This is a genomic window from Ruegeria sp. CK2, assembly GCF_056536585.1.
This window is the reverse complement of sequence record NZ_JBQFPW010000003.1, coordinates 50001-71646: the sequence shown is the minus strand read 5'-3', so window position 1 is coordinate 71646 and position 21646 is coordinate 50001. Positions and strand designations below refer to the sequence as shown.

Sequence of the window (21646 nt, the reverse complement as noted above, 5' to 3'; positions counted from 1 at the left end):
AGGCTTTGACTCAGCGCAAATACCTTGCACCTGCGGTCTCGTATAGTCATATCATCAGGAAAGAAGTTTAACCCAAGGGGTCCCCAACCAATGACCACATTTGACGAACGTGAAGCCGCGTTTGAAAACAAATTCGCACATGATGAAAAAATGCAGTTTATTGCCCGCATGCGCCGCAACCGATTTATGGCGGTTTGGGCTTCGGCGCTGAAGGGCGAAACCGTGGAACAAGCGCGTGCATACGGGCAGGTACTCGTTCACGCTGACCTTCAAAATGTCAGCGAAGACGATGTTGTCGAGGCTGTTAAAGGCTACCTGGGCGATCTGGCGGACGAAGCAAAAATTCGCGAAAAGATGCTCGAACTGCTGGTTGAAGCCAAAGAGCAAGTGATGGCAGAGGCCGAAGCCTGAGTCCTTAATTCTGGAACTCATGATCTTCATGAGTTTTATGAAATTGATTTGACGTCCCGGTCATGAGACACGGGGCGTCTCTGATTTAAAACGGCGTTTTGCGCCTATTTTTTGGAACATCCCATGACAAACGCCCTGAGCAAACTTCTGGAAACTGCGGACTCTATTTTGGCTGACGGTGCGACCGGGACCAATCTGTTTAATATGGGCTTACAATCCGGCGATGCGCCTGAACTTTGGAACGTGGACGCCCCCGACAAAATCCGGTCCTTGTACAAAGGATCCGTCGATGCGGGCAGCGATCTGTTCTTGACCAACACGTTTGGCGGCACCTCAGCCCGATTGAAATTGCATGACGCTCAGAACCGCGTCGCTGAACTGAATCGTGCCGGCGCCGAGCTTGGTCGCGACATAGCGGACAAGGCCGGACGCCCGGTTGTGGTTGCCGGATCTGTAGGCCCAACCGGCGAGATCATGCAGCCCGTTGGCAGCCTGTCTCATGCCGAGGCTGTCGAGATGTTTCACGAACAAGCCGAGGCGCTTAAAGATGGTGGCGTCGATGTTCTTTGGGTCGAGACCATCAGCGCACCCGAAGAATTCCGCGCCGCAGCTGAGGCTTTTGCTCTTGCCGACATGCCATGGTGCGGCACGATGAGCTTTGATACCGCCGGGCGCACCATGATGGGTGTGACCTCGGCCGACCTGGCATTGCTGGTGGAAACGCTGCCCAACCCGCCGATCGCCTTTGGCGCAAACTGCGGCACCGGAGCGTCGGACATCTTGCGCACAGTGCTGGGCTTTGCCGCTCAGGGCACTGAACGCCCACTGATTTCAAAGGGCAATGCAGGCATTCCGAAATATGTCGATGGCCACATCCATTACGACGGCACCCCTGAACTTATGGCGCAATACGCGGCGATGGCCCGGGATTCCGGAGCCAAGATCATCGGCGGATGCTGCGGCACCATGCCTGCACATCTTGAGAAGATGCGCGAAGCCCTCGATTCAGTGCCGCGCGCAGATCGCCCAACTCTAGATCAGATCACCGATGCTTTGGGGCCATTTTCGTCGGCGTCCGACGGCACCGGTGACGATGCCGCCCCCGAGCGGCGCACGCGCCGCCGCCGCCGCGCTTAAACCGTATCAGCGCCCTTCAAATTTTGCGGGGCGCTTTTCCAAAAAGGCGACAACACCTTCCGAGAAATCACGTGTACGTCCGCAATTTCCCTGCAAATGGGCTTCGGTCGCCAATTGCTGCGGCAACGTCTTTTCATAGGTCCCGCGCAACGCCTGTTTGATGGCACCAAAGCCTGCAGTCGGACCGCTGGCCAGATACGCGGCCCGCTTGCGCCAATGGGCGTCAAACGCATCATCTGCAATCGCCTCCCAGATCAGGCCCCATTCATCTGCCTGACGGGCGCTGATCTTGTCGGCAAACAGGGCCGCGCCCATCGCTTTGGCCAGCCCCATCTGACGCGGCATGAACCAGGTGCCACCGGCGTCTGGCAGCAAGCCAATGCGCGCAAAAGCTTGAAGGAAATAGGCGCTTTCGGTCGCAATCACTACATCGGCACACAGCGCCAGATTGGCCCCGGCCCCTGCAGCAGGTCCGTTTACGGCGGCAATCGTTGGAACCGGGCAGTTGTGAATGGTCTCTAGCATCGGCTCGTATTCGTCACGCAGCGACCGTTCCAGATCGATTTTGCCGGTACTGGATGCATCCCCAAGGTCCTGACCGGAACAAAAGGCAGGACCCGCCCCTGTCAGCACAACGCACCGGGCGTCTTTGGCGGCTTGTTTCATCGCATGGGTGATCTCGGCCCGCATCTGAGTGGTCAGCGCGTTCATCTTGTCAGGACGGTTCAATGTCAGAACTGCCAACCCATCCGTGATGTCCAACAGGATCGTTTCGTATTCCATGGAAAGCCTCCCTCGCGCCGTGTTTTGCGGAACCCTGACGCATTCGCGCGTCAAGGAAAAGCGGAACCACGCGTCAGTCTTCGAGAATTTGGCGCAGGTGCTCTTTTTCCTCGTCACTCAGCGCGTCGTTATCACCAAGCTCGTGGGCTTTGGATCGATTGCGCAGGAAGGTCCACCCCACGCCTGCCGCGATGAACAACATGATTGGCCCTGCCAGCCACAAAAACACGTTCGATCCGGACGTTGTTGGCTTCAACAACACATACTCACCGTATCGATCCACGATGAATGCAATCGCTTCCTCATCCGAGTCACCAGCCACCAGGCGTTCGCGCACCAACAGCCGCAGGTCTCGGGCAAGATCGGCGTTGCTTTCGTCGATGCTCTCGTTCCGGCACACAAGACACCGCAATCCGGTGCTCAGGTCGCGGGCCCGCTGCTCCAACACCGGGTCCTCAAGAACTTCGTCAGGCTGCACGGCAAAAAGTGGCGAGGCCATCAGCAGAAAGATCAGGACAAGACGCTTCATTCGGCAGGCACTCCGCCTGGCGCGGTTTTACGCGCCCCGGCTGCCACGCGGAAACGGCGGTCACACAAGCTGAAGACACCACCCAGTGCCATCATCAAGCACCCCGCCCATATCCAGTTGGCGAACGGTTTGATATAGGTGCGCATAACCCAGCCGCCATCCCGTTGCTGATCCCCGATCACCACATACAAATCCCGCGTAAACCGGTAGTCGATCGCTGCCTCGGTTGTCGGCATGCGCGCAACCGGATAATCGCGCTTCTCGGGCTGCAAGGTCGTCACAGGACGTCCGTTCCTTTCGACAAGCACATCGGCCATAGTCGAGAAGTAGTTCGGTCCCTGAACGCGACGGACATCCTGCAATGTCAGAGTAAACTGCCCGACTTCAAAGGGTTGATTGGGCTGCGCGACGCGAATGTCTTCGACCTCCCACGCCGTCAGGCCCGCAATAGCGAATATTGTGACGCCAAGACCGGTATGGGCGACAGCCTTACCCCAATCAGCGCCCGGCAGCCGCAACAACCGTTTTAGGTTGCCATTGCGCCCTGTGCGGCTCCAGAGATCGACTATCGCGCCGAAGGTGATCCAAGACCCCAGGAACACGCCAGCCGGTCCCAAAGCACTGCGTCCTGTCTGCATGGCCCAAACCAGCAACGCCAGTGCAAGAGCCAGCCCAAAGATATACCGCAACGACCAGACGGCCCGTCTCAGGCGCCCTCGTTTCCACGGCAACATCGCACCAATTGGCAGGACAAGGCCCAGCAGAACCATGAACGGGGTGAAGGCCGCGTTGAAAAATGGCGCTCCGACCGACAGCTTCCGATCGAACGCCATCTCGGCCACCATTGGCCACATCGTGCCCACGAACACCACGAAACAGCTGACCGCAAGCAGCACATTGTTCACAATCAGTGCGCTTTCGCGGCTCACCATGCCAAACACGCCTTTGGCCTCCATCGCTTGGGCGCGCGCAGCAAACAACGTCAGCGCCCCGCCAATGAACACCACCAGGATAAGCAGGATAAAGATACCGCGTTCAGGGTCGGTCGCGAAGGCATGTACGGATGTCAGCAGGCCTGAACGCACAATGAATGTGCCGATCAGCGAAAACCCGAATGCGATTATAGCCAGCAAAATGGTCCAGCTTTTCAGCGACTCGCGTTTTTCCACTACGATAGCGGAATGCAGCAACGCCGCCGCCAGCAACCACGGCATGAACGAGGCGTTCTCGACCGGGTCCCAGAACCAGAACCCGCCCCAACCCAGCTCATAGTAGGCCCACCACGACCCTAATGCGATTCCAATCGTCAGGAAAATCCAAGCCGCAAGGGTCCATGGTCGTACCCAACCACCCCAAGCTGCGTCGACCCGGCCTTCGATCAACGCCGCAACGGCAAAGCTGAACGCCATGCTCAGGCCCACATAGCCCAGATACAGAAACGGCGGATGGAAGGCCAAACCCGGGTCTTGCAGCAATGGGTTCAGATCGCGCCCGTCAAACGGGGCAATGGCCAGCCGGTCAAACGGGTTCGAGGTGAACAGGATGAAGGCAAAGAACGCCACCGCTACCGAGGATTGCACCGCCAGGACGCGCGCCTTGAGCGTGGGTGGTAAACCGCCACCAAAGAATGCCGCCATAGCGCCGAACAAGGTGACAATCAGCACCCACAACAGCATCGAGCCTTCGTGGTTCCCCCATGTTCCACTGATCTTATAGAGCATTGGTTTCGCCGAGTGACTGTTTTCCACCACGATCCGCAGCGAGAAGTCCGAGGTGGTAAACGCCCAGACCAGTGCGCCAAAGGAAAATGCCGTCAGCAGGAACTGCGTGATTGCCGCCGGTTCCGCAAACAGCATCCAGCCATTCCAGCGCTTCGAGGCACCAATCAGCGGCACCACGCTTTGCACGATTGCTACAAAAAAGGCGAGGATAAGGGCGAAGTGGCCAAACTCTGTGATCATGCGAAAGATATACTCCTGAGCGGGCCCAAGCACCAATAACTTTCGCCTTATTAAAAGGCACATAGTGTCGCGGCTCATGCCTTGCGCAAGCGCCGCCAGTCCTCCAACGCGGGATTGGCGTCCGATTGACTGAGCGCTATCGACAACCCGGCATCAGGGCCCGGATCTGCCACACCCGGACTGTCGGCCCGTAGGTTTTGCAAGGCCTCCAGATTGGCCATCACCGTCGGAGCGCGCAGCATCGTTGCCGAGATATCCCTTTGTAGATCCTGTATTTTAGCCTGATGGCGGGCACCAAAGTAGAAGGACACGATCACCCCTAGAAGCCACCACAGGGGCTCGGGCACCAGGGCTAGCCCCTGCATCCGCGCTGCAAACCATAAAGGATCGACCATGGCGGTGACAAACAAACCCAACGTGCCCAATGCCAGCGCAGGACGGGGCAAGCGGTTCAACCCATCCATGAAACGATCAAAGCCACCTTTGCGCGGGACCTGAAACTCGGCCCCGAACTGTGTCATGGCCTGAGTCTGAACCGCCAGCGCACGGTTACCCCCTGCCTCAGAGTTTTCCCGAAAGATTTCAGCAGTTTCCTGAACGACATTGCGCCCGCCGCCAAACAACAAAGCCAACACGCCCGAGATCAAGCCCATCCTGCGACCCTCCTTTGAAATTCTGCAGCCGTCATGTGGTATCGCGGCGACAAAAACTCCTCGGCGCGTTTGATCCAGCCACCTTTGCCTCCGGCACGTGTACGTGCGTATTTGCGTGATGCAACCCGCCGATCCGCCAATCGGAAATAGTAGTTTCTTCGCGCGACACCGTAAGCATCGCGCAGTGCGACGGGATCAGGCTGCCCTGCGCGGTTGCAGGCCTGCACAGTTTGCGGGCCGATCATCCCATCCACCGAAATGTCGAACCGCATATCCCGCAGAAGGTTTTGGAGGATTCTGACGGCCTGCGCCCCGGCATTCACATACATATCGAACATCGATGCATGCAGCACCTCAGGCAGGTGCGAGATATTCGGTTTCTCAAAATAGTGTTGAACAAATATATCAACGGCTTGCCGACTGGTTAACGATCTGACATCAGCCTTCGTCACAATCCCGTCCCCGGTCAGATCCAGCCCCAGCCTTCGCATCGTATGGATTGTGACGCCAAACTTGGTCGCACCGCCCGGATCATCCGGATCATCCACAAACCCGCCTTCCCGCGCCACAATCTCATTGGCGATCTGTCGAACTGCCTGCATGTCACACCCCTAAATCCCGGTGCGTCAGACCATCCCGAACAGCAGTTAAGACCGGCACAAAACAAAGGGCGCTGCATGTCCAGAACACGCAACGCCCCAAAACCAATTGTATTGAACCTCAGCTCTCGCCGGGTTCTTTGTAGACGCCCTGCTCCTTAAGGGCATCCATCACCTCTTTCGGCATATATGTTTCATCATGTTTGGCAAGTATTTCAGTTGCTTCGAAGACACCGTTCACGTAGCTTCCAGTGCCAACCATGCCTTGGTTTTCCGTGAACAGATCCGGCAGAACGCCAGTGAAGGCTACGGGAACGCTTTCCCCACCATCGGTCACGACAAACCGAACGGTTTCACCCTGACCCCGAACGATCGAGCCATCTTCGACCAGCCCACCGATACGAAACACCTCGGTTGGTGACGGTGGCTCTGCAATCACCTGACTGGGCGAGCGGAAAAAGTTGATCCCATCCCGCATCGCATAGCCAATCAACGCCGTCGACACCGTCAGGGCGACAACGGCCACCAGAATGACTTGTATACGGCGACGTTTCTTTAGCGTTTTCATACCGTCCTCATGGGAACAAAGGGGCCATCATCAGACCCTGGGTTTCATCCTCACCTAACATTAGGTTGGCGTTCTGCAAGGCTTGTCCACTGCTACCTTTTGTCAGATTATCCAGTGCCGCGACCACAATCGCGCGACGTTCGATCCGATCAGCAACAACCCCGATATGGCAGAAATTCGAGCCACGCACATGGTGCGTCGACGGCGTCTCACCCATCGGCAACATCTGGATGAAGGGTTCATCCTGATACGCCTTGGCCAGTGTTTCATAAACACTTTGTGGATCACCTTTGACGTAAGTCGTGGCCAAAATCCCCCGGTTGGCCGGAATCAGATGCGGCGTGAACTGTATGTGAACAGCCCGCCCTGCCAGTTTCGAAAATTCCTGATCGAACTCGCCCAAGTGCCTGTGGGTGCCCCCAAGCGCATAAGCGTTCGCGCCTTCGCTCATCTCGGCATGCAGCAGGTTTTCCTTCAATGACCGCCCGGCCCCGGACACGGCACATTTCAGGTCCAGAATGATGTCGTCCAGATCGATGACACCCGCCGTGATCAGCGGTCGCAGAACAAATTGCCCCGTTGCCGCGTTGCAACCCGTGCCAGCCACCAGACGCGCAACGCGGATTTCATCCCGGTAGAACTCGGTCAGGCCATAAACGGCCTCTTCCTGATGCTCGAGCGCGGTGTGTGGATTGCCATACCACTTTTCGTACTCGTCCGCCTCTCGCAGCCGGAAATCAGCCGACAGATCAACGATTTTCAAGGTCTTAGGCAGATCCCTGATCACTTCTTGGCTGGTTTTATGCGGCAATGCGCAAAAGCAAAGGTCGATCTGGGCAAAATCAATCTCGGAAATCTTGCATAGGTCCGGCAGGTCCATGTGGCGCAGATGCGGGAAAACCTGTGCCATCGTTAGGCCCGCCTTACGCTCAGCGGCCAACGCGACGATTTCCATGTTCGGGTGCTCGGCGATCAGCCGCACCAGTTCTGCACCAGTGTAACCGGACGCGCCCAGAATTGCGATTTTATGGGTCATGTCAGACCTCTTACTTCAGTGTGTCACATATCACGACCGCCGATGCGACGGTCTTCGAGTTAAGGAAAGTTTCAGGCGCAGTCCTTGACCTAAGTCAGGCCGCCTCGAACGCGATTTGTCGTCGGAGAAACTGGGTTGCCCGGTCACTGACAAAGCTCGGCTTGCCCGTGGTTACAAAACCACCCGCGCCATCGCCCAGCATGTTGGGGTGCCGTTGCAAGTAGTCACCCAGGCTTTCGGCGACCAGATCGCCCTGGCTGAACACCTGAACATCTTGGCCAAGCGCCTTCTGGAACGCATCAGTCATCAACGGATAATGGGTACAGCCCAGAATGGCGGCCTGAGGCTCGGGCATTTTCCGTTTCAGCGCATCCACATGGCTCCGTACCAGCGCTTCGGCCAGGATCATGTCACCCTCTTCGATCGCGTCGACGACGCCCCCACAGGCCTGCGCCTCGACGTCCACACCTATGGCCCGAAACGCCAATTCACGCTGAAAAGCCCGGCTGGAAACGGTGGCAGGTGTCGCGAACAGAGCGACGTGTTTGACCGCAACCTCGCGCGGCGGGCTGTTGTCGCCCCATTGCCGCTCGGTCAGGGCCTCGATCAGGGGTACAAAGACACCCAAAACGCGCTTGCCCTCGGGCACGCCTTCTTCCTGCATCCGTCGCAATGCCGCAGCGCTGGCGGTGTTGCACGCCAGAATCACCAGATTGCAGCCCCGCGCCCACAAATCCTGAACGGCTTTGCGGGTCAGCTGGTAAATATCATCTGCGTTGCGCACACCGTAGGGTGCGTGCGCATTGTCCGCATAATATAGAAAATCCACGTCCGGCAGATGTTTCTGCGCGGCGTTCAGGACGGTCAAACCGCCCAAACCGGAATCAAAGATGCCTACTGCCATTTGCCCCTTTAGGCGCGATGCCGTTCCTCGAATTCATAGCCGTAGTCATAGGACTTCAACGGCTTCGGAGACAGCTCATACGTGGCTTTGCGCAGGAAATCCATCATCTTGCGCGTATCCTTGCCCATAGGGTCCAGAACATCACGCTGGATGGGTTCACCGATGACCACTTTGACGGGCGTATCGACGCGTTTTTTGAACTCTTTGATCAACAGACCCATCCGCAGAGTATTGTGCAAATGACTGGCAATCTGGAACAGGCGCGATGTGTGGCCGTCAAAAAACACAGGCACTACAGCTGCATCAGATTTGGCCACCATCCGCGCCGTAAACCCGCGCCAGCCGGGATCCATCGGTTGCGAAAACAGCTTGACCGCGGTGCTGACCGTGCCACCGGGGAATACCCCCATCGCCCCGCCTTCGCCCAGATAGTTCAACGCAGTTTTCCGCGTCTCCAGGTTCAGCTTCATCGCCTCTTTTGTTTCGTCGAACGAGATCGGAAGGATAATGCGGTTCAGGTCCTCGGCTTTGCGGAACACACGGTTGGCTAAAATCCGGAAATCACCCCGCGTCTGAGACAGGATATGCCCCATCATCAAACCGTCCAGAATACCATAAGGGTGGTTGGCAATCAGGATCAGCGGCCCATCCTTGGGAATATTGGACAATGACCCGCCGACCACGTCCAGCGTCAGCCCATAGCGTTCGACCATAACGGCCCAAAAATCCCGGCCCTTGGCGACCTCTCTCTCGTACCCGTCCGCGCGCTTGATCAGACGCAGGCGACCGGTGGTGTTTTCCATCAGTTTGATGACCATCCGTCCGCCTTTGGTCGCGGCCGAATAAGAATAAGAAATGTCACGAACGACATGGCGGCGCGAGGGCATGCGGGTCTCCGGTTTGCTGCCTGCAGTATAAATGCAGGCAGCAATTTTGCCTAGATAACGTGACAAACTTGTGACGCGCTACTCGGCCGCCGCTCGTACTTCCGGGCCTCCACTGCGGATGGTCGCCAGCAGTTCTTCGCGTCGTTTGGCCGCTTTTTCTTCATTTTCCATCAGAACCGGCCCGAAACCACGAATGTCCAATGGCAACCGGGCCAGAGCCACGACAGCATCATGTGTGTTCTGCGACAGCAAAGCCAGAACCTCTGTCATGTCTTTTTCGTATTGCCGGATCAAAGCGCGTTCCATTTTCCGCTCTGCTGAATATCCAAAGACATCCAGCGGCGTGCCACGCAAAGACTTCATCTTTGCCAAAAGCTTCAATGGGCCAAGCATCCATTCCCCAAATGCCCGTTTGCGCGGACGGCCATTGCCGCTGTTGCCACCAAAGATCGGTGGGGCCAGATGGAAGGTCATCTTGAAGTCACCATCAAACTCGGACGCGGCTTTGTCACGGCTTGTCAGCAACAGCCGGGCAACCTCGTATTCGTCCTTGTAGGACAGCAGCTTGTGATACCCTTTGGCCACGGCTTCGCGCACCGTCTCATCCGTCACCGAGTCCACCAGTTTGCGATACCTTTTCGCCAGTCGGGCGCTTTGATACGCGCTTAGGTGCTGTTCCCGGAACGCGATGATCTGGTCCAGCGTTTTGGGCAATTCGGTCACGGACGGCGACAGAATGGTCTTGACCTCATCTGGATGCAAAACCGCCCAACGCCCAAGATCAAAGGCGCGTTTGTTGCGCTCAACTGCGGTGCCGTTCAGCTCCAGCGCCCGCAGGATGGCCTCATGGCTGACCGGCAGGATGCCGCGCTGCCAGGCAGCGCCAAACACCATCATGTTCGAATAAATCGAATCCCCCATCAAAGCGCGGGCCAGATCGGTCGCATCGAATGTTGAAACCCCATCCTTCAACCGCGCCTGTAAGGCCAGTTCTAGTTGATCACTGGGGATGCGGAATTCGGTATCCCGGGTGAAATCGCCCGTCACTGTCTCGTGGTTGTTCACGACTGCGCCTGTTTGGCCCGTTCGCGTCAGACCCAGAGTCTTTGCCCCGGCCGAAACCACCAGATCGCCCCCGATCAGCGCATGCGCTTCGCCAGTCGCAACCCGAATGGCACTGATGTCTTCCGGGCGGTTGGCAATGCGGCAATGGATATGCACCGCGCCACCCTTCTGGGCCAACCCGGCCATCTCCATCATGCCTGCGCCCTTGCCATCAATCTGTGCGGCCTGCGCTAAGACGGCACCAAGTGTCACGACACCCGTACCGCCGACCCCAGTGATCACCACGTTATGCGTGCCCTTGATGTCGGGCAGCACTGGCATTGGCAGATCCGGTAGGTCGATTTCGGTGGTCGCCTCTTTGCGGATCTTGGCGCCTTCCAATGTCACAAAGGACGGGCAGAATCCGTTCACACAGGAAAAGTCCTTGTTGCAACTGGATTGGTCAATCGCCCGTTTGCGGCCCAGTTCCGTCTCCTTGGGAACGATCGAGACACAGTTCGACTGCACGCCACAATCGCCGCAACCCTCGCAAATCTCCGAGTTGATAAAGACGCGTTTGTCCGGGTCGGGGAATGTTCCCCGCTTGCGGCGACGACGCTTTTCGGCGGCACAGGTCTGAACATAAACAATGACCGAGGTGCCCTCGATCTCGCGAAACCGTTCCTGCACTTGCATCAATTCGGCGCGCTCAAAAGTTTCAACACTCGCTGGCAGCGTGGTGAAATTCACGTCTTCCTTTTCGTCATAGACCAATGCGACATCCTTGACGCCCATCGCCTTGACCTCGGCCACGATGCGCTCAGCGGTCAGGTCCCCTTCGTTATCCTGCCCCCCGGTCATTGCGACCGCGTCATTGAACAGGATCTTGAAAGTGATATTTGTGCCCGCCGACAATGCCGCCCGAATGGCCTGCACACCGGAATGGTTATAGGTTCCGTCGCCCAGATTCTGAAAAACGTGCTTGGTGATCGAAAACGGCTCTTCCCCGATCCAGTTCGCACCTTCACCGCCCATCTGGGTAAAGCCTGTGGTGTTCCGGTCCATCCACTGCACCATGTAGTGGCAGCCGATCCCCGCATATGCCCGACTACCTTCCGGCACCTTGGTCGAGCTGTTATGCGGACATCCCGAGCAGAAATAGGGCAACCGGGTCGCGATCTCTTGGGCGTTATCCGCCCGGCGCGCCTCGGACAGTTTGGACAGCCCTGCCCTCACACCGTCTGTATCGCGCCCCTCCTCGATAAGGATGTCGCCCAGTTTCTCGGCAATCATAATCGGATCAAGTGCGCCCCGTGTCGGGAACAGTTCTTCGCGGTGCAACGTCCCAGCACCGCCCTTGTACCAGCCATAAACCCGGCGGCCGCGCCGGTCATCAAATATCGCTTCTTTGACCTGAACTTCAATCAACTTGCGCTTTTCTTCCACGATAACAATAAGGTCCAACCCCTCGGCCCAATCGTGGAACCCGGTCATATCCAACGGGAAGGTTTGGCCAACCTTGTAAGTGGTGATCCCCAGCCGCTCGGCCTCGGCCTCATCAATATTGAGCAGAGACAAAGCATGGGTCAGGTCCAACCAGTTCTTGCCTGCCGCAACTAGACCGATTTTGGCGCCGGGTTCGCCCCAGACCCGCTTGTCCAGCTTGTTTGCGCGGGAAAATGTCTCGGCGGCGAACCGTTTGTAATCGATGATCCGCGCTTCTTGCAGATGCGGCGTGTCGCCCAGACGAATGTTCAGCCCACCCTCGGGCATGTCAAAATCTGGAATGGCAACCTGCATCCGATCAGGGCTGCCATCCACGACCGAGGTCACCTCGATCGTGTCTTTCATCGTCTTGAGACCCACCCAAACCCCGGCAAACCGGCTGAGCGCGAAGCCGTAAATGCCGTAATCCAGAATTTCCTGCACACCAGCAGGGCTGACCACTGGCATATACATATCAACCAGTGACCATTCGGATTGATGCAACACGGTCGAGCTTTCGCCGGTATGGTCATCGCCCATCGCCATCAGCACACCACCATGTTTTGCCGTTCCAGCCATATTGGCGTGACGCATGACATCGCCGGACCGGTCGACGCCAGGGCCTTTGCCGTACCACAGGCCAAAGACGCCATCGAACCGGCCATCGCCACGCAAACCGGCCTGCTGGCTGCCCCAAAGGGCGGTCGCGGCCAAGTCTTCATTCAAACCGTATTGAAAGGTAACGTCGCTTTCCGCCAGTTGCTTCTGCGCGCGGGTCATTTGTAGATCCACCGCACCCAAAGGCGATCCGCGATACCCCGTCACCAGCCCTGCCGTGTTTAGCCCGGCCTGCCGGTCGCGCTCTTTCTGCATCAGCATCAAGCGTACCAGTGCCTGAGTACCGTTCAGAAGAACGGGGTTTTTAGTAAGATCGAACCGGTCGTTTAGCGAAATTTGTGGCTGACTCATCAAACGTCTCCCCTCGTCAGATCAGTGTGCTTCATCTTCAGGCATTTTAGGTCATATATTCTGACCTGCATAGAGGTTATCCCCTGAAAGGTAACGATTTCACTGTTTGAATGTGGAACTTGTTACCTATTTCATATAGGCCTTCCCGAGGATAACGAAAGTTGCGGCGATGGATTGGGACAAGCTTAGAATATTTCACGCGGTTGCAGACGCTGGCAGCCTGACGCACGCAGGCGACAAACTGAATCTGTCGCAATCCGCTGTCAGTCGTCAAATCCGCGCACTGGAAGAATCACTCGACGCGACCCTGTTTCACCGGCACGCGCGCGGCCTCATCCTCACTGAACAGGGCGAGCTATTATTCGATGCCACCTCTGCCATGTCCAAACGTTTGGACGCGGCAGCGGCCCGTATCCGCGACAGCGAGGAAGAGGTCTTTGGCGTTCTGCGCGTAACAACAACCTTCGGCTTTGGCACCCTGTGGCTGGCCCCTCGTCTGCCGAAACTTTATGAACAATATCCCGACCTCAACATTGATTTGATGCTGGAAGAGCGTGTGCTGGACCTGCCCATGCGCGAGGCGGACGTCGCCATTCGCATGAAAGAACCCAGCCAAGCCGATCTTGTCCGCAAGCGCCTGATGACGGTGCAGATGATGCTCTATGCCACGCAGGAATACATCGAAACCCACGGCGGTATGCTGGAAAACCTAGAAGACATCAAAAACCACCGTTTGATTTGTCAAACACCCGCCGCGCCGCAGGTAGGGGCTAGCGCATCGATGGTGGGGCACCTGATGACCTACAACCCCAGGTCACTATTGACCGTCAATAATTACTTCGGCGTTCTGCAAGGGGTTCTGCACAATCTGGGTATCGGCGTTCTGCCCGATTACGTAACCCAGGACTTCCCCCATCTTGTTCCCGTGCTGTCGGATATCGAAACTGCGGATGTGCCCGTGTACCTCGCCTATCCCGAGGAATTGCGCCAATCTCAGCGGGTTGCCGCGTTCCGGGATTTCGTTCAGGATGAAATCATCGCGCAGCGCAAGCAACTGAAGCAAATGGGAAAACTCTAGGTATGCAGCGATCGCATATCGGACATGCCTTAAAGTAAGGTTAAAACATCTTGAACGTTCACAAACTGACACCTAAATGAGCATTCGAAGGCGGTGATGCTGTAACGCTCATCATCTTCATACCTCCCTGTTGGACTACGGCCGAGCTTAGTGCTCGGCCTTTTTTTTGGCCTATCGCCTATTGCGTACCAATAGGCCGCTGAATCTTCTGGGAAAAACGCAGGCGCCCGCCTATGATCACGAAAAAAACCAATTTTTCGTGATCGAGGACAAAACCGATGTTCCACCCATTTCGCATGCTGATGGCGTTGCTGTCAGTGTTACTGCTTTCAGGGCCGCTACACGCGCAAGTGACCGGCACAACAGATTCAACCTCGAGTGTCAGTATCCCCGAGGACCTAACACCTGACCAAGTCGATGGTCTGGTGGCCCGGATGTCGGACGATCAGGTTCGTGCTATTCTGCTGGAACGCCTAGATGCCGTTGCCAAAACACAAGCAGCCGCACAGGAAGATCACGAAGATCCGCTGACCGAGATCAGTGAGATTTGGGCCGAGATGGTCACATCCTGGACCCAGGTCCTAAAGACTTTGCCAAATATCGTGAGCGCACAGCTTACTGCATTTGACAATTTCGCAGCGACATTTGGATCAAGCGGTGTGTTTACACTCTTTGGGCTTATCCTGATGGTTCTGGTGGCCGGGTTCATCGCCGAAAAGCTGTTTGGCCTGCTCACCCGAAAGTGGCACGAAAAGTCCGACGGTGAAGACGATGCCGATCTCTGGGGCGCAGTCCGATATCTGTTTCGTCGGTTCTGCCGTGAGATCGCCGGGCTGGTTGTTTTCTACGTCGTGATACGTGCACTTGGGCGTGGCCTGCTGACGACGGAACAAATTACCTACGCCGCGCCATTCGTATTCTACCTGATCTGGGTTCCGCGTTTGGGCGCCGCAGCTTCACGTTTCATACTTGCGCCTAACAAGCCACATTATCGGTTGGTCAATATTGACGATCACTGGGCGAAATACCTGCACCGGAACCTGATCGGCCTGCTTCTTCTGATCGGTGTCACCTTGTTCGTCGTCCGGTTCAATGCGCTTAACGGCGTCACACCGGCGGACACCCGGATCGGTTTCTGGCTCAATGCTGCGATACACATCTATATTGGTGTGATCGCCTGGACGGCCCGAGAGGGCCTCTCTCAGATGATGCTGGGCACTGATCCTGACCACACCAAGTTCGATGAAGATGTGGCTCATTACTATCCCTACTTCGCGATCGGTGTTTCAGCAGTAATCTGGCTGCTTGTCGAGTTCCTGGTTGCTCAGCGTGATCCGTCGACCCGCGCCCTGCTGTCGAAGGGGCCGCACTTTACCACCATGTTCTGGCTGCTGATTGCGCCTGCGCTGGATACGCTCATTCGGGGTCTGGTACGTCACCTTCAGCCGCCCATGGCCGGTGAAGGTCCGCTGGCCGAACAAGCCTATCGGTCGACCAAACGCAGCTATATCCGAATTGGCCGGGTTCTGGCCGGGTTGTTTGTCGTCTTCATGATTTCACGAACCTGGGAGCTGGATCTGCGTCACGTCGCGTCGGCAGGGATCGGTGCCGAAGTTGGCGGAGCCGTCATCGAGTTCCTTCTGATCATAGCTGTTGGCTATATCATGAACGAAATCGTGTCGCTGTGGATCAACCGCCGCCTTGCCAGAGAGCAGACGGCTGCTGAGGCACTTGATGAGGAAGCTGGCGGCGAAGGCGGCGGGGCTGGCGGATCGCGTCTGGCCACTGTTCTGCCGCTGCTACGTATTACCGCTCAGGTTACGATTGCCGTGATCTTTGGCCTATTAGCGTTGGGAGCCTTGGGCATCAACATTACGCCCCTGCTGGCCGGTGCCGGTGTTCTGGGTCTTGCTATCGGCTTCGGCGCACAGAAACTGGTGGCAGACATCGTTGGCGGCGTCTTCTTCCTGGTCGACGATGCATTTCGGGTTGGTGAATATGTTGATGTTGGCGGCACAATGGGTACGGTCGAAAAGATCTCGATCCGCTCGATGCAATTGCGACACCATCGCGGTGCGGTTCACACGATCCCCTATGGCGAGATTCAGAAGCTGACCAATTTCAGCCGCGACTGGGTGATTATGAAGCTCAAGTTCACCGTGCCGTTCGACACTGATCCAAACAAGGTCAAGAAGATCTTCAAGAAGATTGGCGCCGAGATGATGGCGGATGAAACCCACAAGGATGGCTTCCTGCAGCCCTTCAAATCGCAAGGTGTGTTCGACTTTGATGATGTGGGCATGATTATCCGCGGCAAGTTCATGGCCAAGCCCGGCAAACAATTCACGCTGCGCAAGGAGATCTTCAATCGGGTCAAGGCCGAGTTCAACGCCAACGGTATCGATTTTGCACGTCGCGAGGTCCGCGTTGCGATTCCAGGCCAGGAAGAGGCCGAGGAATTGACGCATGAACAAAAGTCCGCACTCGCCGCCGCAGCGGGTGACGCGGTTGCCCAACAGGTGCAAAAGGACCAGCAGAAATAGCGCGTCCAAAACCACTCTGAAACCGCACTTAGGGTGTAGACGAAGAGGCGCTATTGCGCCTCTTTGCGTTTGTGCAACACGGAAGATGACCCGCGAAAAACGGGTACAAATCGAACAAAACGCCTTTACCCTTTCCCCCGGCGGCCCCTTCCCCTAAAAGGCGCCAACAATTGCCATCTCGGGGACTGATACAGGATGCAAGAGCCAGCCATCACACCGGATCTGATTGCCGCCCATGGGTTGAAACCCGACGAATACGACATGATCCTCGAGATCATCGGGCGCGAGCCGAGCTTTACCGAGCTGGGCATTTTCTCGGCCATGTGGAACGAGCACTGTTCTTACAAATCCTCCAAGAAATGGCTGCGCACGCTGCCGACATCCGGCTCACAAGTGATCTGCGGACCCGGTGAAAACGCAGGTGTCGTGGATATCGGCGACGGTCAAGCCGTCGTTTTCAAGATGGAAAGCCACAACCATCCGTCATACATCGAACCCTACCAAGGCGCCGCAACCGGAGTTGGTGGCATCCTGCGGGACGTCTTTACCATGGGCGCGCGCCCGATCGCGTCGATGAATGCGCTGTCTTTCGGTGAACCCGGCCACCACAAAACCCGCCAGCTGGTGAACGGTGTCGTTGAAGGCATCGGCGGCTACGGCAACTGTTTTGGCGTGCCATGTGTTGGTGGCGAAGTTCGATTCCACCCCGCGTATAATGGCAATTGCCTTGTGAACGCTTTTGCGGCCGGCCTCGCCGATAGCGACAAGATATTCTACTCCGCCGCCTCGGGTGTTGGCATGCCCGTCGTTTACCTCGGTGCCAAAACAGGCCGGGATGGCGTCGGCGGTGCCACCATGGCGTCAGCAGAATTTGACGACACGATCGAAGAAAAACGCCCCACTGTACAAGTTGGCGATCCTTTTACCGAAAAGCGCCTAATGGAAGCGACGTTGGAGTTGATGCAAACCGGCGCCGTGATCTCGATCCAGGACATGGGCGCGGCTGGCCTGACCTGTTCCGCTGTGGAAATGGGCGACAAGGGTGGTTTGGGCGTGCGCCTCGATCTCCAAAACGTACCCCAGCGCGAAGAAAACATGACCGCCTATGAGATGATGTTGTCTGAATCTCAGGAACGCATGCTGATGGTCCTCAAGCCCGAACTTGAGGCCGAAGCCCGCGCCGTGTTCGAAAAATGGGACCTCGATTTCGCAATCGTCGGCGAAACCATTGCAGAAGATCGCTTTCTGATCGTCCACAACGGCGAGGTAAAGGCCGATCTGGTTCTGTCAAAGCTGTCCTCGACTGCACCGGAATACGACCGCCCGTGGGAACCGACCCCGGCAGCGGAAGAGTTAGCTGAAGTGCCTCAGATCGACCCAATCGACGGTTTACGCGCCTTGCTCGCCTCGCCTAACTACGCGGGGAAGCAGTGGGTATATGAACAATACGACACGATGGTCATGGCCGACAGTTCCCGCACGCCCGGGCTGGGCGCTGGCATGGTGCGTGTTCATGGCACCGACAAGGTGTTAGCCTTTACATCCGACGTGACGCCCCGCTATGTGCGTGCCAATCCGGAAGAAGGCGGCAAACAGGCGGTGGCCGAGGCCTATCGCAACCTGACAGCCGTTGGCGCCAGGCCCTTGGCAACAACCGACAACCTGAACTTTGGCAATCCCGAAAAACCCGAGATCATGGGTCAGTTCGTCGGCGCGATCAAAGGCATCGGCGCTGCCGTGGCCGCGCTGGATATGCCGATCGTGTCGGGCAACGTATCGCTGTATAATGAGACCGACGGTCAGGGGATCTTACCCACCCCAACCATCGGCGCAGTTGGCTTGCTGAGCCACACGGATGAGATCATCGGAGACGAGGTTCGCGATGGCCATGTGGCGCTTGTCATCGGTGAAACAACCGGTCATCTGGGCCAATCCGCGCTGCTCGCCGAGGTCTTCAACCGCGAAGACGGCGACGCCCCGCATGTGGATCTGGATGCCGAACAGCGCAATGGCGATTTCATCCGCGCCAATCGCGAGATGATCAAGGCCTGCACCGATCTGACTGACGGCGGCTTGGCACTTGCTGCGTTTGAACTGGCCGAAGCAGCTGGCGTCGGGGTCTGCCTTGACGACGCCTCGACCGAGTTCCTGTTCGGCGAAGATCAGGCTCGCTATCTGGTCGCCTGCAACTTTGATCAAGCCGAGGCATTGATGATTGCCGCCGGTCAGGCGGGCGTTCCATTGGTATCGGTCGGGCGGTTTACAGGCGATAGTGTCCGCATCGGTACATCCGAGGCTCCGCTTGATGAGCTGACTAGCACTTTCCGCAATAGTTTCGCCGAAGCCGTTGCCTGATTCCGGCACCGGCACATCAGAAAACCTGCGCCTTCTTCGGTGCAGGTTTTGTCCTTTCAAGGCGTCTATCTGACCCTTGCACGCCCCGCCCCGGCGCTCTACATCTTGGGAAAGACCTTCAGGAGAAACCTAAATGCCGATGAGTGCCAACGATATCGAACACCTGCTGCGCGACGCTTTTCCCGATGCGGAGATTCAGGTTGGCGGCAACGACGGGGTACATATGTCGGCCATGGTCGTAGACGAGAGTTTTCGCGGCAAAAACCGGGTGCAACAGCAGCGCGCTGTTTATGCAGCCTTGAAAGGTAAGATGGACGGCCCAGATGGTGAATTGCACGCGCTGGCGCTGACCACAAAAGTGCCTGAATGATGAAATTTTTGTGGGAGGTCCTGAAGTCAATGGGCAGTTGGTCTCCTCCTGATCCAAACGAGAAACCTCCGCTTGGAATGGAAGCAACCAATTTGGGCCTCGTTAAAAAGACACACGATGACAACACGTGGCGAGAAAACATGAACAACCGCCATCGACGTGACATGTGAAGGAAACGCAAAATGAGCGACGTTAAAACCCAGATCGACGAAACCGTCAAAGCCAATACCGTTGTGCTTTACATGAAAGGCACCAAAGAGATGCCGCAATGCGGGTTCTCTTCGCGTGTGGCCGGTGTTTTGAACTATATGGGTGTCGAATACACCGATGTGAACGTTCTTGCCGATGAGGGCATTCGCCAAGGCATCAAGGATTATTCCGACTGGCCGACGGTTCCTCAGCTTTACGTCAAAGGCGAGTTTGTGGGCGGTTGCGACATCATCACCGAAATGACCTTGTCGGGTGAGTTGGACACGCTGTTTGAAGAGAATAGCGTCGAATATAATAAAGAAGCGGCCGACAAAATTCGCGAAGCAAACGCCTGACCAAGGTTAACGGCTGGAGCAATCCTGATAAATGACCTGCTCGCTGGTGGCATCACCTGCCGCCTGATAGCTGATCGATGCGTTCCATCCCTTGGAACGTAGGATGTAGGTGCCCTCACCTTCGGTGGATTCGTACCGAATGCCAGATCCGCTTGCGACCTGACGCATTGGTACCAGTTTGTTGTCCACCAGCGTCGCTGCTGCGCCCGGCCCGTCAGAGACATTAAAATACGTCACCGGCAACGGCACCCCGTTCTCGCAGGTGAAAGTTACCGACAAAATGTCGATTTCGGCCAGTGCCACCGAAGCGGGTATTGCCATCAACGCACCGCCAGCGATGCTGCGCAGACTGCTCATCGTGCCTTTTTCTCCTCGACGACCGAGGCCAGCGCCTCGGCGCGCGCGGCCAGTTCGGCCAGCGTGTCCGTAACGGACGGAGGAACGACTGCAACCTCAATCCGTTCGGGTTCTGGCAAGGGTGCAGCGCGCAATTCGTTCAGTTTGGCTTCGATTTCGGCCAGCTTGGCCTCAAGCGCCTGCACTTTCTCTTCGGTGGCCGCCGTTTTGTCTGCCAGCATCAGGCCAGCCATCAGCAGCATCCGTGATTCCGGCATCCGCCCAATCTGATCTGACAGAACCTGCGCCTCGTCATCCAGCATCTTGGCGGCTGCTTGCAAAAACGTTTCTTCACCTTCCTGACAGGACACTTCAAAGCCGCGCCCACCGATATGAATGGTCAATTCGGGCATCACTCCACCTCACCTTCTGCCAGTTTCGCCTGCGACAGCAGTGGTTCCAGGCGCGCCAGTACAGCATGTGCCTCGGCCGCATCTGTCGCCTGCGCAGCCCGCGTTGCTTCAAGCTCGGCCACGGTGGCCCGGTTTAGCAATTCAGCATCTGGCACACCGTCTTCAGCCGCAGCTCTTAGTTCGTCAACCGAGCTACGCAATTGCTCATTGGCCTTGCGCATCCTCTGAAGATCATCATCCAACCGCGACATGGCGGCACCATGGCTGGTGCGTTCGGCGCGCAACATCTCCAACTCTGCACTCAGATCGCCAACCCGTTCCGTGTCGGCCAGTTCTGACCGCAACCGGGCGTTTTCCGCTTCGATCTGTTTCGCCTGGGACATCAGCGCCTGAAGCTGTTCCAATTCAGCCCGCAGTGGTGTGGGGTCTTCGCGAGCATCCAGTTCTGAGCGCAACTTCTCGTTCTCGGCTTTCAAAGCGTCCAGCTCTTCGCTGTTTTCAAGCGCAGCTTTGGCATCTGCCAGCTCTGCCCTTGCCGCCTCGACCGATACAAGTTTCGCAGTTGCTTGCGCCAGTTCTTCCCGTAGCGAGTCACTTTCGCTGTCTTCGTCGGATGTTGACCGCAGTTCCTCAAGCTCGTTGCGCAGCTCGTCCGCTTCCTGTTCGTGCTGGTCCTTCAGCACTTTCAACCGCTCTTGAAGTTGAGCATTGGCAACACGCTCTTCCTCCAGTACCGCCTGCAACGCTTCGTCCGGAACACCACTGCCCGTGGCTGTGTGTTGCAAGGCCTCAACGCCACTGCCGATACGTTCCATCGCAGCGATGATGCGGTGCTGTAGTTCCTCGATCTGGCTCATGCCCCTGTCACCTCTTTATCAAGGTTCATTCTATTGCGGGATGATCCGAATCAAAACCCGGCCCGCCTGTCTCTAGTCTAACGGAATGCGACAGAAAATACCCACTGTTTGGTTTCAATCACTTGGGCAACACTCTTCAAGCTGGTCAAGCCTGCAACGCCCGGTTCCGCTTGCACTTTGAGG

Annotated in this window: 20 protein-coding genes; 7 read left to right on the top strand and 13 right to left on the bottom strand. The window is 56.9% G+C overall.

Going from position 1 to position 21646, the window contains the following annotated elements; translation table 11 throughout:
- Positions 1–90 precede the first annotated feature (90 nt).
- Positions 91–411: a DUF1476 domain-containing protein gene (locus tag ACR0BU_RS05805; protein WP_298935675.1), complete on the top strand. Its 321-nt coding sequence runs from the start codon at positions 91–93 to the stop codon at positions 409–411.
- Between the two features lie 123 nt (positions 412–534).
- Positions 535–1548 (top strand): betaine--homocysteine S-methyltransferase, encoded by a 1014-nt coding sequence (bmt, locus tag ACR0BU_RS05800; RefSeq protein WP_299890007.1) that lies wholly within the window; start codon positions 535–537, stop codon positions 1546–1548.
- A gap of 6 nt (positions 1549–1554) precedes the next feature.
- On the opposite strand, the gene ACR0BU_RS05795 is transcribed toward bmt, so the two are convergent.
- From ACR0BU_RS05795 to ACR0BU_RS05750, 10 genes are all read right to left on the bottom strand, one after another.
- On the bottom strand, positions 1555–2331 hold the full coding sequence (locus ACR0BU_RS05795; RefSeq protein WP_299075126.1) for an enoyl-CoA hydratase-related protein: 777 nt from the start codon (positions 2329–2331) through the stop codon (positions 1555–1557).
- Positions 2332–2404: 73 nt separating this feature from the next.
- Entirely contained in the window at positions 2405–2860 is a 456-nt protein-coding gene (locus ACR0BU_RS05790; RefSeq protein WP_298935682.1) for a cytochrome c-type biogenesis protein, read from the bottom strand.
- Complete coding sequence (locus ACR0BU_RS05785) at positions 2857–4821, bottom strand: heme lyase CcmF/NrfE family subunit (protein WP_480735457.1); 1965 nt, start codon at positions 4819–4821, stop codon at positions 2857–2859. The genes ACR0BU_RS05790 and ACR0BU_RS05785 overlap by 4 nt, the downstream gene beginning before the upstream one ends.
- A 74-nt stretch (positions 4822–4895) precedes the next feature.
- Positions 4896–5474: a holin family protein gene (locus ACR0BU_RS05780; RefSeq protein ID WP_480735455.1), complete on the bottom strand. Its 579-nt coding sequence runs from the start codon at positions 5472–5474 to the stop codon at positions 4896–4898.
- A complete protein-coding gene (locus ACR0BU_RS05775; protein WP_480735453.1) occupies positions 5465–6076 on the bottom strand; it encodes a holin-associated N-acetylmuramidase in 612 nt (203 codons plus the stop codon). Before ACR0BU_RS05775 ends, ACR0BU_RS05780 begins: the two co-directional genes overlap by 10 nt.
- Positions 6077–6194: 118 nt before the next feature.
- A complete protein-coding gene (ccmE, locus tag ACR0BU_RS05770) occupies positions 6195–6641 on the bottom strand; it encodes a cytochrome c maturation protein CcmE (protein WP_480735452.1) in 447 nt (148 codons plus the stop codon).
- 7 nt (positions 6642–6648) lie between these two features.
- Entirely contained in the window at positions 6649–7677 is a 1029-nt protein-coding gene (gene argC / locus ACR0BU_RS05765; RefSeq protein WP_480735451.1) for an N-acetyl-gamma-glutamyl-phosphate reductase, read from the bottom strand.
- Between the two features lie 94 nt (positions 7678–7771).
- Positions 7772–8581, bottom strand: coding sequence for a glutamate racemase (murI, locus tag ACR0BU_RS05760; RefSeq protein WP_480735449.1), 810 nt, complete (start codon positions 8579–8581; stop codon positions 7772–7774).
- Positions 8582–8589: 8 nt separating this feature from the next.
- Complete coding sequence (locus tag ACR0BU_RS05755; RefSeq protein WP_299075114.1) at positions 8590–9468, bottom strand: lysophospholipid acyltransferase family protein; 879 nt, start codon at positions 9466–9468, stop codon at positions 8590–8592.
- Positions 9469–9546: 78 nt separating this feature from the next.
- The gene (locus ACR0BU_RS05750) at positions 9547–12966 is read right to left on the bottom strand and encodes an indolepyruvate ferredoxin oxidoreductase family protein (protein ID WP_480735447.1); all 3420 of its coding nucleotides are present in this window, start codon (positions 12964–12966) and stop codon (positions 9547–9549) included.
- Positions 12967–13135: 169 nt separating this feature from the next.
- Between ACR0BU_RS05750 and ACR0BU_RS05745 the strand changes: the two genes are divergently transcribed.
- The 5 genes from ACR0BU_RS05745 to grxD all read left to right on the top strand — a co-directional run bounded on the left by ACR0BU_RS05745 (position 13136) and on the right by grxD (position 19857).
- Positions 13136–14044, top strand: coding sequence for a LysR family transcriptional regulator (locus tag ACR0BU_RS05745; protein WP_298935702.1), 909 nt, complete (start codon positions 13136–13138; stop codon positions 14042–14044).
- Between the two features lie 278 nt (positions 14045–14322).
- Positions 14323–16587: a mechanosensitive ion channel family protein gene (locus ACR0BU_RS05740; RefSeq protein ID WP_480735445.1), complete on the top strand. Its 2265-nt coding sequence runs from the start codon at positions 14323–14325 to the stop codon at positions 16585–16587.
- A gap of 195 nt (positions 16588–16782) precedes the next feature.
- The gene (purL, locus tag ACR0BU_RS05735; protein ID WP_480735443.1) at positions 16783–18942 is read left to right on the top strand and encodes a phosphoribosylformylglycinamidine synthase subunit PurL; all 2160 of its coding nucleotides are present in this window, start codon (positions 16783–16785) and stop codon (positions 18940–18942) included.
- A gap of 133 nt (positions 18943–19075) precedes the next feature.
- Positions 19076–19312 (top strand): BolA family protein, encoded by a 237-nt coding sequence (locus ACR0BU_RS05730; RefSeq protein ID WP_298935708.1) that lies wholly within the window; start codon positions 19076–19078, stop codon positions 19310–19312.
- A 182-nt stretch (positions 19313–19494) separates the two neighbouring features.
- Positions 19495–19857, top strand: coding sequence for a Grx4 family monothiol glutaredoxin (grxD, locus tag ACR0BU_RS05725; protein ID WP_480735441.1), 363 nt, complete (start codon positions 19495–19497; stop codon positions 19855–19857).
- 6 nt (positions 19858–19863) lie between these two features.
- Here the strand turns inward: grxD and ACR0BU_RS05720 are convergent, their stop codons facing one another.
- The 3 genes from ACR0BU_RS05720 to ACR0BU_RS05710 are packed head-to-tail and all read right to left on the bottom strand — an operon-like array spanning position 19864 to position 21463.
- Complete coding sequence (locus ACR0BU_RS05720) at positions 19864–20214, bottom strand: MliC family protein (protein ID WP_298935712.1); 351 nt, start codon at positions 20212–20214, stop codon at positions 19864–19866.
- Positions 20211–20606: a cell division protein ZapA gene (locus tag ACR0BU_RS05715; protein WP_480735439.1), complete on the bottom strand. Its 396-nt coding sequence runs from the start codon at positions 20604–20606 to the stop codon at positions 20211–20213. The genes ACR0BU_RS05720 and ACR0BU_RS05715 overlap by 4 nt, the downstream gene beginning before the upstream one ends.
- Entirely contained in the window at positions 20606–21463 is an 858-nt protein-coding gene (locus tag ACR0BU_RS05710; RefSeq protein ID WP_480735437.1) for a hypothetical protein, read from the bottom strand. The genes ACR0BU_RS05715 and ACR0BU_RS05710 overlap by 1 nt, the downstream gene beginning before the upstream one ends.
- Positions 21464–21646 lie beyond the last annotated feature (183 nt).

Bases quoted from the DNA above. Each gene is read 5' to 3' on its own strand.
- ACR0BU_RS05805 (WP_298935675.1), top strand. From the start codon at position 91: ATGACCACATTTGACGAACGTGAAGCCGCGTTTGAAAACAAATTCGCA.
- bmt (WP_299890007.1), top strand. From the start codon at position 535: ATGACAAACGCCCTGAGCAAACTTCTGGAAACTGCGGACTCTATTTTG.
- ACR0BU_RS05795 (WP_299075126.1), bottom strand. From the start codon at position 2,331: ATGGAATACGAAACGATCCTGTTGGACATCACGGATGGGTTGGCAGTT.
- ACR0BU_RS05790 (WP_298935682.1), bottom strand. From the start codon at position 2,860: ATGAAGCGTCTTGTCCTGATCTTTCTGCTGATGGCCTCGCCACTTTTT.
- ACR0BU_RS05785 (WP_480735457.1), bottom strand. From the start codon at position 4,821: ATGATCACAGAGTTTGGCCACTTCGCCCTTATCCTCGCCTTTTTTGTA.
- ACR0BU_RS05780 (WP_480735455.1), bottom strand. From the start codon at position 5,474: ATGGGCTTGATCTCGGGCGTGTTGGCTTTGTTGTTTGGCGGCGGGCGC.
- ACR0BU_RS05775 (WP_480735453.1), bottom strand. From the start codon at position 6,076: ATGCAGGCAGTTCGACAGATCGCCAATGAGATTGTGGCGCGGGAAGGC.
- ccmE (WP_480735452.1), bottom strand. From the start codon at position 6,641: ATGAAAACGCTAAAGAAACGTCGCCGTATACAAGTCATTCTGGTGGCC.
- argC (WP_480735451.1), bottom strand. From the start codon at position 7,677: ATGACCCATAAAATCGCAATTCTGGGCGCGTCCGGTTACACTGGTGCA.
- murI (WP_480735449.1), bottom strand. From the start codon at position 8,581: ATGGCAGTAGGCATCTTTGATTCCGGTTTGGGCGGTTTGACCGTCCTG.
- ACR0BU_RS05755 (WP_299075114.1), bottom strand. From the start codon at position 9,468: ATGCCCTCGCGCCGCCATGTCGTTCGTGACATTTCTTATTCTTATTCG.
- ACR0BU_RS05750 (WP_480735447.1), bottom strand. From the start codon at position 12,966: ATGAGTCAGCCACAAATTTCGCTAAACGACCGGTTCGATCTTACTAAA.
- ACR0BU_RS05745 (WP_298935702.1), top strand. From the start codon at position 13,136: ATGGATTGGGACAAGCTTAGAATATTTCACGCGGTTGCAGACGCTGGC.
- ACR0BU_RS05740 (WP_480735445.1), top strand. From the start codon at position 14,323: ATGTTCCACCCATTTCGCATGCTGATGGCGTTGCTGTCAGTGTTACTG.
- purL (WP_480735443.1), top strand. From the start codon at position 16,783: ATGCAAGAGCCAGCCATCACACCGGATCTGATTGCCGCCCATGGGTTG.
- ACR0BU_RS05730 (WP_298935708.1), top strand. From the start codon at position 19,076: ATGCCGATGAGTGCCAACGATATCGAACACCTGCTGCGCGACGCTTTT.
- grxD (WP_480735441.1), top strand. From the start codon at position 19,495: ATGAGCGACGTTAAAACCCAGATCGACGAAACCGTCAAAGCCAATACC.
- ACR0BU_RS05720 (WP_298935712.1), bottom strand. From the start codon at position 20,214: ATGAGCAGTCTGCGCAGCATCGCTGGCGGTGCGTTGATGGCAATACCC.
- ACR0BU_RS05715 (WP_480735439.1), bottom strand. From the start codon at position 20,606: ATGCCCGAATTGACCATTCATATCGGTGGGCGCGGCTTTGAAGTGTCC.
- ACR0BU_RS05710 (WP_480735437.1), bottom strand. From the start codon at position 21,463: ATGAGCCAGATCGAGGAACTACAGCACCGCATCATCGCTGCGATGGAA.